14 protein-coding genes are annotated in these 14,746 nt (G+C 65.9%); 11 read left to right on the forward strand and 3 right to left on the reverse strand.

The window, feature by feature from the left end:
* Positions 1 to 2: 2 nt before the first annotated feature.
* The 11 genes from WG921_RS01155 to WG921_RS01205 all read left to right on the forward strand — a co-directional run bounded on the left by WG921_RS01155 (position 3) and on the right by WG921_RS01205 (position 12,133).
* Positions 3 to 1,742, forward strand: coding sequence for a hydantoinase B/oxoprolinase family protein (locus tag WG921_RS01155; protein ID WP_340107337.1), 1,740 nt, complete (start codon positions 3 to 5; stop codon positions 1,740 to 1,742).
* 127 nt (positions 1,743 to 1,869) lie between these two features.
* Positions 1,870 to 2,553: a GntR family transcriptional regulator gene (locus tag WG921_RS01160; RefSeq protein WP_340107338.1), complete on the forward strand. Its 684-nt coding sequence runs from the start codon at positions 1,870 to 1,872 to the stop codon at positions 2,551 to 2,553.
* A gap of 113 nt (positions 2,554 to 2,666) precedes the next feature.
* Positions 2,667 to 4,079 (forward strand): aspartate aminotransferase family protein, encoded by a 1,413-nt coding sequence (locus WG921_RS01165; protein WP_340107339.1) that lies wholly within the window; start codon positions 2,667 to 2,669, stop codon positions 4,077 to 4,079.
* Between the two features lie 24 nt (positions 4,080 to 4,103).
* Entirely contained in the window at positions 4,104 to 5,846 is a 1,743-nt protein-coding gene (locus WG921_RS01170) for an acetolactate synthase catalytic subunit (protein WP_340107340.1), read from the forward strand.
* Positions 5,847 to 6,092: 246 nt separating this feature from the next.
* The gene (locus WG921_RS01175; protein ID WP_340107341.1) at positions 6,093 to 6,317 is read left to right on the forward strand and encodes an amphi-Trp domain-containing protein; all 225 of its coding nucleotides are present in this window, start codon (positions 6,093 to 6,095) and stop codon (positions 6,315 to 6,317) included.
* A 569-nt stretch (positions 6,318 to 6,886) separates the two neighbouring features.
* The gene (locus WG921_RS01180) at positions 6,887 to 7,903 is read left to right on the forward strand and encodes a TRAP transporter substrate-binding protein (protein WP_340107343.1); all 1,017 of its coding nucleotides are present in this window, start codon (positions 6,887 to 6,889) and stop codon (positions 7,901 to 7,903) included.
* Between the two features lie 64 nt (positions 7,904 to 7,967).
* Entirely contained in the window at positions 7,968 to 8,447 is a 480-nt protein-coding gene (locus tag WG921_RS01185) for a TRAP transporter small permease (protein WP_340107344.1), read from the forward strand.
* On the forward strand, positions 8,444 to 9,721 hold the full coding sequence (locus WG921_RS01190; protein WP_340107345.1) for a TRAP transporter large permease: 1,278 nt from the start codon (positions 8,444 to 8,446) through the stop codon (positions 9,719 to 9,721). The genes WG921_RS01185 and WG921_RS01190 overlap by 4 nt, the downstream gene beginning before the upstream one ends.
* Before the next feature lie 11 nt (positions 9,722 to 9,732).
* Positions 9,733 to 10,515 carry an SDR family NAD(P)-dependent oxidoreductase gene (locus WG921_RS01195; protein ID WP_340107346.1) on the forward strand — a complete coding sequence of 261 codons (783 nt, stop codon included), beginning with the start codon at positions 9,733 to 9,735 and terminating at the stop codon, positions 10,513 to 10,515.
* A gap of 183 nt (positions 10,516 to 10,698) precedes the next feature.
* Positions 10,699 to 11,016, forward strand: a complete 318-nt coding sequence (locus WG921_RS01200) for an ArsR/SmtB family transcription factor (RefSeq protein WP_340107348.1) — start codon at positions 10,699 to 10,701, stop codon at positions 11,014 to 11,016.
* 55 nt (positions 11,017 to 11,071) lie between these two features.
* On the forward strand, positions 11,072 to 12,133 hold the full coding sequence (locus WG921_RS01205) for a permease (RefSeq protein WP_340107349.1): 1,062 nt from the start codon (positions 11,072 to 11,074) through the stop codon (positions 12,131 to 12,133).
* A gap of 132 nt (positions 12,134 to 12,265) precedes the next feature.
* Here WG921_RS01205 and WG921_RS01210 read toward each other — a convergent pair whose 3' ends face one another.
* Genes WG921_RS01210 through WG921_RS01220 form a run of 3 tightly spaced genes read right to left on the reverse strand, consistent with a single transcriptional unit; the run spans position 12,266 to position 14,730 of the window.
* A complete protein-coding gene (locus WG921_RS01210; RefSeq protein ID WP_340107350.1) occupies positions 12,266 to 12,964 on the reverse strand; it encodes an ABC transporter ATP-binding protein in 699 nt (232 codons plus the stop codon).
* Positions 12,957 to 13,691 carry an ABC transporter ATP-binding protein gene (locus tag WG921_RS01215; protein ID WP_340107351.1) on the reverse strand — a complete coding sequence of 245 codons (735 nt, stop codon included), beginning with the start codon at positions 13,689 to 13,691 and terminating at the stop codon, positions 12,957 to 12,959. Before WG921_RS01215 ends, WG921_RS01210 begins: the two co-directional genes overlap by 8 nt.
* Positions 13,678 to 14,730: a branched-chain amino acid ABC transporter permease gene (locus WG921_RS01220; RefSeq protein ID WP_340107352.1), complete on the reverse strand. Its 1,053-nt coding sequence runs from the start codon at positions 14,728 to 14,730 to the stop codon at positions 13,678 to 13,680. The genes WG921_RS01215 and WG921_RS01220 overlap by 14 nt, the downstream gene beginning before the upstream one ends.
* Between the last annotated feature and the right edge of the window lie 16 nt (positions 14,731 to 14,746).

Here is a 14,746-nt window from a genome sequence, read left to right on the forward strand (position 1 = left end):
TCATGTCCGTCGACCCCATCATGCTGACGCTGATCCAGAAGCGTCTTGACCACATCTCGAAATACATGGGTTGGGCGATGATGCGCACGGCGCAAAGCCCGATCTTCAGCGAAAGCCACGACTTCTCGTGCTTCTTGTCGAATGCGCGCGGCGACGCCCTGTCGGTGGCGGACGGTCTGCCGATCCATACCGGCGGCGGCAACTTCGCCGTGCGGGCGCTCCTGCGCGAGTATGGCGACGATATCCATGACGGCGACGTCTTCCTGTTGTCCGATCCTTACGAGGCTGGCGGCAACCACTTGCCGGACTGGACTCTGATCCGTCCGGTCGTGGTCGGAGGCCGCCTGGCTGGCTTCGCCACCAACCGGGCGCACCAATCCGATATCGGCGGGGGGGCCGCCGGCACCTACAACGCCGCCGCGACCGAAATCTATCACGAAGGCATTCGGCTTCCGGTTCTGCGCCTGGTCGAAAAGGGCGAGGTGCGCAAGGATCTGTGGAAGCTGTTGTTGCTGAACTCCCGCTGCCCGGAACTGCTGGATGGCGACCTTGCGGCGATGCTTGGCTCGACCCGGACGGGCCGCGATCGAATCGCGGATATCGTGGATGAGTTGGGCTTTGAAACCACGGAAAAAATCTTTGACGCGGTGCTCGACCATGCCCAGCTTCTGATGAAGGAGCAGATCGAGACCCTTCCCGAAGGCGTTTTCTACGGTGAGGAAGTGTCGGACAACGACTGCTTCAAGACCGTGGACGTCCCGGTCAAGGTCAAGCTCACCGTCGCGGGCGGCAAGATGCACGTGGACTTCACCGGCTCGTCGCCGCAGATCATGGGGTTCAAGAACAGCTCGCTGGCCAACACCCATTCCGCGGTCTTCATGGCGGTCATGTCGTTCTTCGACGGGCGCCCGCCGCGAAATCAGGGCGCGATGCGCCAGATCGAGATCACGGCCCCCGAAGGCACTGTCGTCAACGCGCTGCCTCCGGCGCCGATGACGATGAACACGGTGCACCCGGCCAGCGACATCGTTCACGCGGTCTGGAAGGCCCTGGCGCAGGCGGTCCCGTCCCAGGCGCTCGCCGGCTGGGGAAAGACCTCGCACTGCATCACCTCGGGGCGGGGCGACAATGGCCGGACCTTCGTGATGTACCATTGGCACGGCTCTTCCGGAGCAGGGGCGGTGGACGGGCGCGACGGCATTCCCGCCGCCGGTCAGCTCTGCACCCTCGGGGGCATGAGCCTGCCGAATGTCGAGAGCTACGAGCAGGCCTATCCGATCCAGGTGCATCACCATCAGATGCGCGAGGATGCGTCGGGCGCGGGCAAATACCGTGGCGGCACGGGGCTGGATTACTCGGCCACGACCTTCGTTCCGACGCAATACTCCTTCCGGGGCGAAGGCTCTCGCAAGCCCACGGGCTACGGCATCGTCGGCGGCGGCGACGGCAAGAAAGGCCAGCTGCTTCTCAACTTCCTGTCCGATGGAAGCGCGTTCGACGTGCCGCAATACGGCGTGAGCAAGCTGGACGCGGCCAAGGTCCATATCACCTCGCCGGGCGGCGGCGGCTATGGCGATCCGTTGGAGCGCGACCCGGCCCGCGTGCTGCGCGATCTGCGCGACGGTTTGATCAGTCGGAGAACTGCGGAGGAGGTTTATGGTCTCGTCGCAGATCTCGACAATTGGGTCGTCGACGAAAGCGCGACGCGAGAAAAACGCGCGGCTCTCAAGGCCGCGGCCTGAAGTCCATACAGGCGGGTGACGGTCGGTCACCCGCCATTTTCAAATTGGGAGTATAGAAGATAATGTATTATATGCTAAAAAAATCGCAGTGAAATAAGCTGGGACAATCGGAATCGTGAGAAGCGTCATGGGACTGCCGGGAATTGAACCTGTCGAGCGCGCCAATACCTTGGCTGAAGACCTGTATCAGAGCCTTCGCAAGGCGATTGTCACGGGGTCTTTGAAGCCCGGTGAAAAGGTCGCGACCCGGGCCGTGGCGGAATCCGCCGGCGTCAGTTTCACGCCCGCCCGCGAAGCCATCGCCCGGTTGATCGCCGATGGCGCGCTGGTGCAGATCAGCCCGAAATCCGTCGTTGTCCCGCATCTGCGTATCGAAGCCCTGGACGAAATCACCAAGTTGCGCCTGTCGCTTGAAACCATGGCCGCGGAGGCGGCGGCGGCCTGCATAACCAAGGATACGCTGGATCGGCTAAAGAAGGTGGAGCGGGCTTACGAACAGTTGCGCACCAAGGAAAATTTCACAAAGTCGCTGACATTGAATGAAGAGTTCCATTTCACGATCTACCGGGCCTCGGGGATGCCCCGCCTCGTCGGCTTCATAGAAACGCTCTGGGTGCAGGTGGGGCCGTCGTTCAACCTGCTGTTGGACGAAAAGCGGATCCCCAAGCGACCGCTTGGTTTCCACGACATGGCCATCGAGGGGCTGGAGGGCCGCGATGGCGAGAAGGTCGCCGTCGCCATCCGCAATGATCTGGAGTTCGGCTACGAACGGTTGAAGAACATGGTGCTCCAGCGAGAGGAGCACGCCTGAAATCGTCCGCCCTTCGCAGGGCGGGCGGGGGATGAAATCCAATTGCACTAAAATGATGCATCAAGCATAATACGTCAATACAAAGGCGCAAGCCGCCGGAGCGGGACTAAAAGATGAGCGATAAGATGAACGAAGAGATCGGTCAGGAAGCCGCCAGACCGGGACATAACAGCGGCAAGGAACTGGCGCTGGACCAGTCCAGAAAGAACTACGCCGATGCCGGAAAGGTGCTTCCGGGCGGCACGACCCGCGTGACGATCAAGCGGACGCCCGTGCCGATCTACATGAGCCATGCCGAGGGCGCGCATCTCTTCGATGTGGATGGCAACCGGTATCTGGATTTCGTCGGCAACTACACCGCAGCCATTCACGGCAGCCTCTTCCCCCCGGTGGCCGAGGCGCTGAAGCGGCAGCTCGACCTGGGCGCCTGCTACGCCAACCCGACGGAATGGGAAATCAAGCTGGCCGGCGTGTTGGCCGACCGCGTGCCCGCGGTTCAGAAGGTGCGCTTCATGAACAGCGGCACCGAAGCCGTTCTTTTCGCCGTCAAGGCGGCGCGCGCCTTTACTGGCCGTCCCGCGATCGCGAAGCTGGAAGGTGCCTATCACGGCGGTTACGACTGGGTTGAGGTGAGCGAGGCCAGCACGCCCGAGAACTGGGGCGAAGACGCGCCGGCGTCCACGCCCTATTACGATGGGATGCCGCAATCGGTTCTTGACGAGACTGTCGTCCTGCCGATGAACGATGTGGAGAAAAGCCGCCGCATCATCGCGGCCAACGCGGACCGGCTGGCCTGCGTCATCGTCGACATGATGCCAAGCCGCACAGGCCTGATTCCGTTGACGCCCGCGTATATCGACATGCTGCACGAGATGGCGAAGGCGCATGGCGTCGTCCTGATTTCGGACGAGGTGCTGAACTTCCGCTACGGCTATCGCGGAATCTCCGAGGCCTTTGGCTTCAGGCCCGATCTGATCAGCTTTGGCAAGATCATCGGCGGCGGGCTTCCCATCGGCGCGGTCGGCGGCCGCGACGAGGTGATGAAAGTCTTCGATTCCTCCGAAGGCGAGCCCAAGCTGAAGCAGGGCGGCACCTTTGCGGCGAACCCCCTGTCCATGGTGGCGGGCTATACGTCGATGCTGAGCCTGACGCCGAATGTCTTCGAACGCCTGGCCGCGCTTGGCGACCGGGTCCGGGCCGGAATCGCGGCGATCGCCGCAGATCTGGACCTGCCGATCTGCGCGACCGGCGGCGGTTCGATCTTCCGGATTCATCTGTTGCCCGTTCAGCCGACCAACTATCGCTCCGCCTGGACCCCGCCAAAGGCCGAAGCGCTGATGAAGGAGATCGCAAACGGCCTTCTGGTCCGCGGCTACATGATCCCCAGCGACAGCTCGGCCTGCTGCTCCACGTCGATGACCACGGCCGATATCGACGCGTTCCTGTCGGCCCTGCGCGACGTCCTCGAGCAGATGCCCGACGCGGCGGACCGCATCACCGCCTCCATCGCCGAACGTTCAGCCTGATCCCTCCGAACAGAAAGACATGATATGACTGATCGCGCGACCGTTGCCGACCAGATCGCGGCCCAGCTTGTCAGCTATGGCGTGACCCATATGTTCAGTCAGAGCCTGCCCAGTCGTCTGGTGCTGGCCTGCGAGGACATCGGGATCCGCCAGGTTGTCTACCGCATGGAAAATGCGGGCGGCGCCATGGCGGACGGCTTTGCCCGGATATCCAACCGCGTCGGCGTGGTCTGCGCCCAGAATGGCCCGGCGGCGACCCTGCTCGTCCCGCCATTGGCGGAAGCGCTCAAGGCCAGCGTGCCGGTGGTCGCTCTGGTGCAGGAGGTCAATCGGGATCAGGCCGACAAGAACGCCTTTCAGGAGTTTGACCACCACGCGCTCTTCGCCTCCTGCACGAAATGGACGCGCACGATCCGCGACGCCGGCCGGGTCAAGGATTATGTCCGCCAGGCTTTTGTGGCCGCGACCTCGGGCCGTCCCGGCCCTGTCGCGCTATTGCTGCCCGCCGATCTCCTGCTGGAAGCGGCGGCTCCGGCGGACGAGACCGTCGAACAGCTGGGCGGCTGGCCGCTGGATCGGCCCGCCGCCGACCCCGCCCGCATCGCCGAGGCCGCGAGGATGCTGGCCGAGGCGACCTCGCCCCTGATCATCGCGGGCGGCGGCGTGCATGGCTCCCGCGCGTCGGACAGCCTCGCGAAGCTGCAGGAGAGCGCCGCCCTTCCCGTGGGCACGACCATGATGGGCAAGGGCGGCGTCGACGAGACGCATCCGTTGAGCGCGGGCCTGATGGGCAACGCCATGGGAGACCGCGCCACCGGCCGCCATTCCCGGCCGATGTTGCAAGACGCCGACGTGATCTTCCTGATCGGGTCGCGCGCCAATCAGAACGGCACCGACAGCTGGTCGCTTTATCCGAAGTCCGCGAAGATCATCCATCTGGATATCGACGGGCAGGAGGTCGACCGCTCCTATCCCGCGCTGCGCCTCGTCGGCGACGTGCGCGCCACGCTGGAGGCGCTGCGCGCCGCCCTGGCCGGCGCGGACCTCTCAAAGCGCCGGGCGGCTCGCGCAGCGGTCGAAGCCCAGATCGCCGCGGCCCGCGCCGCGACCGAGGCGGACCGCGAGCGCCTCATCCCCTTCGACGCGGCGCCGATCCGGCCTGAGCGGGTCATGGCGGAGCTCGAACAGCTGATGGATGCGAAAACCACCGTTGTCGCCGACGCCAGCTATTCTTCGGTCTGGATCAACGCGTTCCTGACGTCGCGCGCGCCAGGGCACCGCTTCCTGTCGCCGCGGGGCCTCGCGGGGCTGGGCTGGGGCTTTCCGATGGCCTTGGGCGCCAGTCTTGCGGAACCCGATCACCGCGTCGTGTGCGTGGTCGGGGATGGCGGTTTCGGCCATTGCTGGTCCGAACTGGAAACCGCCGTGCGCGAAGACATTCCGGTCACGCTGATCGTGCTGAACAACGGCGCGCTCGGCTTCCAGAAGGACGCCGAACACGTCAAGTTCGGGCGCCATTCGCGCGCGGTCTATTTCAACGACGTGGACCATCGCGCCATCGCCCGCGCGTGTGGTTGCGCCGCCTCCCGGGTCAGCGACCCGGCGGAACTGTCCAAGGTTCTGTCGGATGCGATGGGCAGCCGCAAACCGCATCTGATCGAGGTCGTCACCGATCCCTACGCCTATCCGCCGCTGACCATGTTCGACGGGGCGCTGCCCAAGGCCCGCGCCGCCGATCCCGAGTTCAAGGGAAAGGTCGCAGGCTGACGGCCGCCTGAGGGCGGGGCCGGCCGGACGGATTCAGCAGGGCGCCGAGAGGCGCGCCGGCTCCGGGTGATCCGGCGGATCGCGGCGGGGCTTTGGCCGGCCCCTCCCGACGCCCTCTCCGCTTCCAGGGCGAGGCGCGGTCCTTGACGTCGCCCGACGATTTCGTCAGCCATCTGCGCCGCGCAGGCGGCGCAGAATCGGAAAGTCTGAGCGAAGAGCCCCAACACAACAGTGAGCGAGTGAGAGATGGCGCGGAAACCTGAACGAGACATCGAGAAGAATTATCCTATCCCGGAGTTCATCGACAAGCTGCGCCGGCTTGCGGACGCTTTGGAAGCCGGGAAACGCTTCGAAATCCAGATCGCGGGCGAGCGGATATCAGTGCCGGCGCGCGCCACATTTTCGATCGAGCATGAAAGAAGCGAGGAGGAAGAGGAGGTCGAGTTCCAGATCAAGTGGTCGCTGAAGTGAGCGCGCCCGGAGAATGAACAGAACCGGGTGAACGCGGCCGTCAACGCGGCGGCTCCGCCGAGAGGGGCCGCCAAGCCGTCATGGCCGATGCTCCCCGGCGCCCGCGCCCTGCGAGGGGCGCCCTCCCTCCATCTGAAACGAGGCCGCCGGCGCGCCCCGGCTTTCGGCGATCACGCGGCCAATGACGCCCCCGATGCGCCCTTCGGCGGCGGGAACGACACGCGCCTCTGGCCTCGGGCGCTTCAGCGAGGACTGGGCGACTGAGGAATTCACGCCCGTACACTGGGTCAAAGCGCAGCACGCGGCGCGCGACCGCAGAGGGCGGTTGACAGGGCGCGTCGATTGCTCTGATTGTTTACAAAATGCGTCCGGATGAACCGGGCGATGAGGGGAGGACGACGCGAGGCGGCGCGCCAGGAGGACTTGCAGACTGCGAGAACGATCTCCGCGTCGTTTGCAGGCGATAGGCGCGCGCAACCACGCCGAAAGCTGGTGCGCGCCCGGTTTGGAAACTGTTGAAGATCAGGATCGCGGCGCGTGACGCGCGCGACAAGACAAGGGAAACGCTCATGACGATCCATTCACGAGGCCGGCCGGCTTCGCGCTTCGGCGGCGCTTGCGCCGCGCTTCTGGCGACGGCGGTCCTCGCCAGCGTCGGCTTCGGGCAGGAGGCCCGCGCCGAGATCAAGGAAATGTCGCTGCAGGTGGCGCATATCTACGATCCGGGGAACATCTGGTACGAGGTCACGGAAAAACTCATCGAAGGCGTCGAAGCCCGCACCGATGGCAAGGTCACGTTCAAGGTCGCCGCAAGCGGCACGACCGGGACCTGGGCGGAATCGATCGAGGCGCTCCAGATCGGCACCAATGACATCGTGATCCAGTCGATCGGCACGCTCGACCGCTACGACCCGCTGCCGGGGATCGAGGCGTTCCCTTACCTGATCCGCGATCTGGATCATTTCAAGGCGCTCTTCTACGGCCCGACCGGCGAAGAACTCTTCGCGGAGATCGAGGAACGCACCGGGTTCCGCATCGTCGGCGCCGGCTATCGCGGGGCGCGCAAACTCACCTCCAATCGTCCGGTCTCGACGCTGGAGGATCTGAGCGGGCTCAAATTGCGGGTGCCGCCCCTCAAGATGTATCGCCGCACCTGGGAGCTTCTGGGCGCCAGCCCGGTGCCGATGCCCTTCCTCGAAGTGTTCACCTCGCTCCAGCAGGGCGTGATCGACGGGCAGGAGAACCCGCTCGAAGTGATCGAGAGCAAGCGCCTCGACGAGGTTCAGAAATATGTGGTCGAGACGGATCACGTGATCGGCGCGATGACGTTCATCTTCGACGCGGCGCGCTTCGCCTCCTTTCCCGAGGAGCTTCAGCAGATCCTGATCGAGGAAGGCGACAAGGCCATGCTTTGGGGCACCGACCAGATGCTCAAGCAGGAGGCCGATTACAAGACCACCCTGACCGAGCGGGGGATGGAGTTCATCACGCCGGACGTCGCGGCGTTCCGCGCCGCGGTGGCGCCGATCAAGGACGACTTCCCGGAGCTGAAAGACTGGGTCGAGCGCATCAACGCCATGGAATGAGCGCCGCCATTGGCGCTCGCCCGCCGGAGCGGCGCGTCCGCCGCTCCGGCCAGAGAGGTTTATCGTGAGCTTTTTGGGTGTCGCGCGCCGGATCGAGCGCGCTCTGGATCTTTTTCTTCTGGGTGCGCTCGGCCTGATGGTGGCGAGTATCTGCATTCAGGTCGCCGGCCGCTATATCTTCGGCCACACGCCGAGCTGGACCGAGGAGGTCGCGCGCTTTCTCGTCGCCTGGGTGACGATGATCGGCAGCGCCCTGATCATCCGGCGTGAAGGCCATATCGCGGTGACGGTCGCCTTCGACGCCCTGCCGGAGGGGCTCCGGCTCGCGGTCGGCTGGGTGCGCGATTCGCTGATCCTGATGATGGCGGCGGCGCTCGCCTATTACGGCTACGCCTTCGCCACGCTCGGCGGCCGGCGAGATTCTCCCGCGCTCGAGATCCCGATGTATTATCCCTATCTCGCCATCCCCGTCGGCGCGGCGCTGATCGCGGTGTTGCTCGTGCTCTCCCGCGCGGGGCGGCTCGCCGGTGAGGTGGAGCCATGATCGGAACGCTCGGCGGCGTCATCGTCGCGCTCATCCTGATCGGGACGCCGCTCGGGTTCGCGATCATCATCGCCTGCCTGTCGATCATCTGGATCGATGGGGGCATCAACCCCGTGATCATCGGCCAGCGGCTTTTCGCGGGGATGGACAGCTTCACGTTGCTGGCGATCCCGTTCTTTCTGCTTGCCGGCTCGCTCATGTCCTCGACCGGGATGACCACGCGGCTGATCGATTTCGCCAACGCGCTCGTCGGCCGGTTTTCGGGCGGGCTTGCGATGAGCAATATCGTCGCCTCGACGTTCTTCAGCGGAATCTCCGGCTCCGCGGTGGCGGACACCAGCGTCTTCGGGCGAATTTTCATCCCCGAAATGACGCGCCTCGGCTATGGCCGCTCCTTCAGCGTGGCGGTGACGGCGGCGTCATCGGTGGTGGCGCCGATCATTCCGCCGTCGATCGGCTTCATCGTCTACGGCGTCATCACCGAACAGTCGATCATCAAGCTCTTTCTCGCCGGCATCGTCCCCGGCGCGCTGTTCAGCCTCGCCGCTCTCGTGATCACCTGGCGTCTCGCGCGGGTCAGAAACTATCCGGTGCACCGGCCGAGCGGGCCGGGCGAGCTCTGGCGCACCTTCGCCGCCGCCGCGCCGGCGCTGTTCCTGCCGGTGTTCATCCTCGTCGGCATCTTCAGCGGCGCGTTCACGGTCACCGAATGTTCGGCGGTCGCGGTGGTTTACGCGCTGATCGTCGGCGCCGCCGTCTACCGGGAGCTGACATGGCGCGGCGTCGTCGCCAGCCTCCGCGAGACGGCGGAGCTGACCGCCGTCATCATGATCATCGTCGGCGCGGCGAAGCTTTTCGCTTGGGTTCTCGCGCAGGCGCAGGTTCCGCAGGCGGCGGTGGCCTGGATCACCGCGATCGGCGGCGATCCGCTCCTCTTTCTCCTCCTGGTCAATATCCTGATGCTGATGGTCGGCACGTTCATGGAGGCGAACGCGGCGATGGTGATGCTGGTCCCCATCCTGCATCCGGCGGGAATGGCGCTTGGCGTCGATCCCACCCAGCTCGGAGTGATCATCGTGGTCAATCTCTGCCTCGGGTTGATCACGCCGCCGATCGGGCTCTGCCTGAACGTCGCATGCAAACTGGGCGATCTTCCGCTTGAGAAGAGCCTTCGCGACATCGCGCCCTTCATCGCGATCGGCCTTACGCTTCTGGCTGCGCTCTCGCTTGCGCCGGGGCTTTCGCTCTGGCTGCCGGAACTGGTTCTGAACTGAAAGGGCGTCTGATGACGAAACGGGTTGAAGGCAAGGTTGCGATGGTGATCGGCGCCGGCTCGGTCGGCCCGGGGTGGGGCAACGGCAAGGCCGCGGCCGTCCTCTACGCGCGGGAGGGGGCGAAGGTTCTGGCCGTGGATCGCTCGGAGGCGGCGGCGGAGGAGACCCGCGGCGTCATTGTCGGAGAAGGCGGCGAGGCCGAGATCTTCGCCGGCGACATGACGCTGGAGGACGATGTCGAGGCCGCGGTCGCCCACGCCATCTCGACCTGGGGCCGGATCGACATCCTGCATTTCAACATCGGGATCAGCACGAAAGGCGGCGTCGAGGCGACCGAGCCCGCCGAGTGGGACCGCGTCTTCAACGTCAATCTGAGGAGCGCTTATCTCACCAGCAAAGCCGTGCTGCCCGGGATGCGAAAGCGCGGCTCGGGCGCGCTGGTCTTCATCTCCACCGTCGCGTCGATCAAGGCCGGGCCTTACAGTTATGTCTCCTACGAAGCGTCCAAGGCGGGCCTCAATCGCCTGTCCGGATCCATCGCGGCGGAATACGCGGCCCACGGGGTGCGCTCGAACGTCATCCTTCCGGGCATGATCGCAACGCCGCATGTGGACGTCTTCGTCGCCGGCGACAACGACCCCGCCGCCTTCGCCAGCGCCCGGGCCGAAATGGTCCCGATGAAGCGACAGGGAACCGGCTGGGACATCGCCCGCGCCGCGGTCTTCCTCGCATCGGACGAAGCGGGGTTCATCACCGGAGTCGAACTCAGAGTGGATGGCGGCGCCGGCGTCTGACGGGTCGATCGGCCCCATCCGACAAGACCGCCTTGAGCCGGGGAGGGTCGGCCCCTCACCGCCTTGAATGAGCGCGCGCGGGGAGTCGGCTGTCGGCGCCGTTGAACGCGGGGCCGCGCACATTTTTTCGCCCGCGCGCGCGAGACTCATTTACAAAACTAGAATTGTGGTTATTTTAGCCGCATGACGACGATCAGCTCCAACGCCCGCGCGCTCGCCGCCCTTGGACATGACGCCCGCCTTGCGATCTTTCGCCTGCTGGTGAAGGCGGGCGACGAAGGCCTCAGGGTCGGCGATATCGGCGACCATCTCGGCCTCGCCCCTTCGACGCTCGCGCATCACCTGTCCACGCTGGTTCAGGCGGGCCTTGTCCTGCAGCACAGGGAGGGGCGCGAGGTGTTCAACCGGGTCGATTTCCCGGCGATGCGCGGGGTGCTCGCCTTTCTGACGTCGGAATGCTGTTCCGGCGTGACGGTGCGGCCCGCGGAGGACGCCGCGTGACGCATGAAGGCGCTTTTTCTTTCCCAGAAACCACCAGAAAACCGGGAACTTGGTGATGATTAACGCAACCCTTTTCACCCCTGGCTTCCAGTCCTCGATGAGGCGGCTTTGGCGGGACCAGCGGGTATGGCTCGCCTCGGCGCTGATCCTTGCGGCGTTGGCGGTCTTCGATCCGACGCAGGCCGCCGAGAGCGCGCTCTTCGCGGGAGATGCGCTTTTGCACACCGCGCCGTTTCTGGTCCTGTCGATCGCCATCGCCGCATGGGCGGGCGCGACCGGCGCGGACAACCTGATCGCCAAGGCTTTCATCGGCGCGCCGCTACTGATGATCGGGTTGGGGGCGCTGGCGGGCGGGGTCTCGCCGTTTTGCTCCTGCGGGGTGATCCCGCTGATCGCGGCGCTCTTGGCGATGGGCGTGCCCCTGTCCGCGGTGATGGCGTTCTGGTTGGCGTCGCCGATCATGGATCCGTCGATGTTCGTGTTGACGGCGGGCGTGCTCGACCTGGAATTCGCGGTGGCCAAGACCGTCGCGGCCATCGGGCTGGGCGTGTTCGGCGGCTCCGTCGTTCATGTCCTGTCGCGTGGCGGCGCGCTGGCCGATCCGCTCCGCGAGGGCATCGGCGATGGCGGCTGCGGCGGGGCCAAGATCCGCGCGCCGAAGCCGGTGGTCTGGCGCTTCTGGCGCGAGCCTGAGCGCAGCGCGCGTTTTGTCGACACCGCCCTCGCCACGACGCTGTTCCTGGCCAAATGGCTGACGCTGGCCTTCATCCTCGAAAGCCTGATGCTGGCCTGGATCCCGGCCGAGGCGGTCACGGCCGCGCTTGGAGGCGAGGGGCTCCTGCCCATCCTGACCGCCACGCTTGTGGGCGCGCCGGCCTATCTGAACGGCTACGCCGCGCTGCCGCTGGTTGGCGGGCTGATCGAACAGGGCATGGCGCCGGGCGCGGGCATGGCGTTCCTCGTCGCGGGCGGCGTCACCTCTATCCCGGCGGCGATGGCGGTCTGGGTGCTGGCCCGACCGCGCGTCTTTGCGCTCTATATCGGCCTGGCGTTCACCGGCGCCCTCGCGTCAGGGCTTTTGTTTCAGCTCTGGGTGGCGGCGCAAGCCGGCGCCTGACGGGGTTCGGGGGCGGCGGATCGCTTCGCGTCGTCAGGGAATGGACGGCCCGGCGCGCCCGATCGCCTGGCCGATCCCGCCGAAAACGCCGCATGCGCCCAGGGGGGCGTCCACAGACGTCCCCTCACGGGGTCATGGCGCGAGATGGCGCGCGAGGTCCGGATTGTCGCGGATTTCCGCCGTCGCCCCCTCCAGCACGATATCGCCCCGGCCCATGACATAGGCGTGCGACGCGACCTGAAGCGCCAGCGCGACATGCTGCTCGACCACGATGAGCGCGATCTCCTTCGAGAGTTCGATCAGCCGCTCCGAGATCTCCTCGATGACGCCGATCCACACGCCTTCCGTCGGCTCGTCGAGCATCAGGAGCCGCGGCTTTCCAAGGATCGCGCGGCCGATGGCCAGCATCTTGCGCTCACCCCCGGACAGCGTTCCGGCCTGCTGCCCGAGGCGGCCGGCGAGCTTCGGGAAGAAATCCAGCGCCATGTCGAAGCCGTCGCCGGACGGATCGGCCATCGCGCCGAGCATGAGATTCTCGCGCACGGTGAGCGAGGTGAACACCGCCTGATCCTGCGGAACATAGCCGAGACCGCGGCGGACGCGCCGCTCCGTGCCTTCATCCGCGCAATCGGCGCCGTCGAAGACGACGGCGCCGCCCATCGGCCGGATCTCCCCGGCCAGCGTCTTGAGGAGCGTGGTCTTGCCGGCGCCGTTTCGCCCGAGCACCGCGACCGCGCCCTGCGCCGGGACGGAAAGCGAGACGCCGAACAGCACCTGGCTGCGGCCATAGCCGGACCTGAGGTCGCGAACGCTGAGAATCGGATCAGACACGGGTGGTGTAAACCTCCTGAACCTTCTTCGAGCGCTGGATCTCGGCGACGGCGCCGTCATCCAGCACCCGGCCATTGTCCAGCACCGTCAGCCGGTCGCAGATGTCGCGGATGAAATCGAGGTCGTGCTCGACGATGACCATCGCGCACCGCGCCTTGATCGGCGCCAGCAGGTCGCCGGTGGCGCGGCGCTCCTCGGGGCTCATGCCGCCGGTCGGCTCGTCGAGCAGCAGGAGCTTCGGCTTCTGGGTTAACGCCATCGCGATCTCCAGCCATTGCTGCTGGCCGTGGCTGAGCTCGCCGGCGAGATCGTCGGCGCGGTCCGCGAGGCGGAACTGCTCCAGCGCGTCCATCACCTCGTCATGCAGCGCCGTCCGCGAGGCCGACCGCAGGAGCCCCCAGATCGAGCGATGCGCCTGAAGCGCGAGCAGCACGTTGTCATAGACGGAGAGCTGGTTCAGCACGGCGGTGATCTGGAATTTCAGGCTGACGCCGGCGCGCGAGCGCGCGGCGGGCGCCGCATGCGTGATGTCGCGCCCATCGCAGGTCACCGTGCCGAAGGTGGGGAAGTGAACCCCGGCGATGGCCTTCAGAAGCGTGCTCTTGCCGGAGCCGTTCGGGCCGATCAGCCCGTGAAAGCTGTTCGCCGCCACGGTCACGTCGATCCCGTCGAGCGCCTTCAGGCTCCCGAACGTCTTGGTGACGGCTCTGACCTCAAGCAGCGCCATTCCCGTCCTCCGTCTTGCGCGCGGCGTCGGCCTTCCGCCGCGCCGCGCCGCCGATTCCGAACGAGCCGATCCGCTCGCGCTCGAACAGGAAGAGGCCGAGCAGCCCGGTGGGGCGATAGACGACGACCACCAGCAGGATGACGCCGAGGATCACCGGCCAATAGGGCTTCAGCATGTCGATATCGGAGAGCACGAAGGCCATCGTCTCGATCGCGCCGACGCCGAACACCGCGCCGAGCAGCGTTCCCACCCCGCCGAAAAGCCCGTAGAGCACCGCATAGGTCGAGAGGCCGATGCCGACCGAGGACGGCCCGATGAAGCCTTCGTGGAACGCGTAGAGACCGCCGGCCATCCCGGCGATCATCCCCGCGAAGGAGAAGATCAGCGCCTTGAACGCCTGCACCCGGTAGCCGAAATAGGCGAGGCGCTCCTCGTTCTGGCGCATCCCCGCCAGCACCAGCCCGAATTGCGAGCGCACGATCCAGCGGCTCGCCAGATAGACGGCGAGAAGCAGCGCGAGGAGGATATAGTAGAAGAGGACGCCCGGCTCCAGCTCATGGGAGCCGATCTGGAGGAAGCCCCAGATCGACATGCCGTTGGCCGCGCCGACCCATTGCCACCCCGCCAGCAAGCGCTCCGCCGCATAGGACGCCGTCAACGTGCCGAGCGCGATAAAGATCAGGGTCGGGGTGCGTTTCCCGAGCAGGAGGAACCAGCCGACCAGGAACGACCCGACCAGCCCGACCAGCATGGAGGCTGGCACGATCGCCCAGATCTGCACGACGCCGGCGTTGTTGGCCAGCATCGCCGCCACGTAGCCGGCCGAGCCGAAAAACAGCGCCTGCCCGAAGGTCATGATGCCGGAATACCCCCAGCAAAGGTCGAAGCTGATCGCGAGCATGGCGAGGATCAGCATCCGCGAAGCGATGATCGTCTGAAAATCGGAGGTCAGGTGCGGAACCGCAACCAGCCCGATCAGAACCGCGATTTCGAGAAAAGGCAGAACCTTGCGCCGAGTCCTGGGTTTCGCACCGGCCATGAATCATCCTGAAGGA

This window comes from Paludibacillus litoralis (assembly GCF_037646705.1).
Lineage (GTDB): Bacteria > Pseudomonadota > Alphaproteobacteria > Rhodobacterales > Rhodobacteraceae > Pikeienuella > Pikeienuella litoralis.

Excerpts from the sequence above, each read along its gene's own strand:
- WG921_RS01170 (WP_340107340.1), top strand. The coding sequence starts at position 4,104 with ATGACTGATCGCGCGACCGTTGCCGACCAGATCGCGGCCCAGCTTGTC.
- WG921_RS01165 (WP_340107339.1), top strand. The coding sequence starts at position 2,667 with ATGAGCGATAAGATGAACGAAGAGATCGGTCAGGAAGCCGCCAGACCG.
- WG921_RS01195 (WP_340107346.1), top strand. The coding sequence starts at position 9,733 with ATGACGAAACGGGTTGAAGGCAAGGTTGCGATGGTGATCGGCGCCGGC.
- WG921_RS01180 (WP_340107343.1), top strand. The coding sequence starts at position 6,887 with ATGACGATCCATTCACGAGGCCGGCCGGCTTCGCGCTTCGGCGGCGCT.
- WG921_RS01190 (WP_340107345.1), top strand. The coding sequence starts at position 8,444 with ATGATCGGAACGCTCGGCGGCGTCATCGTCGCGCTCATCCTGATCGGG.
- WG921_RS01215 (WP_340107351.1), bottom strand. The coding sequence starts at position 13,691 with ATGGCGCTGCTTGAGGTCAGAGCCGTCACCAAGACGTTCGGGAGCCTG.
- WG921_RS01155 (WP_340107337.1), top strand. The coding sequence starts at position 3 with ATGTCCGTCGACCCCATCATGCTGACGCTGATCCAGAAGCGTCTTGAC.
- WG921_RS01220 (WP_340107352.1), bottom strand. The coding sequence starts at position 14,730 with ATGGCCGGTGCGAAACCCAGGACTCGGCGCAAGGTTCTGCCTTTTCTC.
- WG921_RS01160 (WP_340107338.1), top strand. The coding sequence starts at position 1,870 with ATGGGACTGCCGGGAATTGAACCTGTCGAGCGCGCCAATACCTTGGCT.
- WG921_RS01200 (WP_340107348.1), top strand. The coding sequence starts at position 10,699 with ATGACGACGATCAGCTCCAACGCCCGCGCGCTCGCCGCCCTTGGACAT.
- WG921_RS01205 (WP_340107349.1), top strand. The coding sequence starts at position 11,072 with ATGATTAACGCAACCCTTTTCACCCCTGGCTTCCAGTCCTCGATGAGG.
- WG921_RS01175 (WP_340107341.1), top strand. The coding sequence starts at position 6,093 with ATGGCGCGGAAACCTGAACGAGACATCGAGAAGAATTATCCTATCCCG.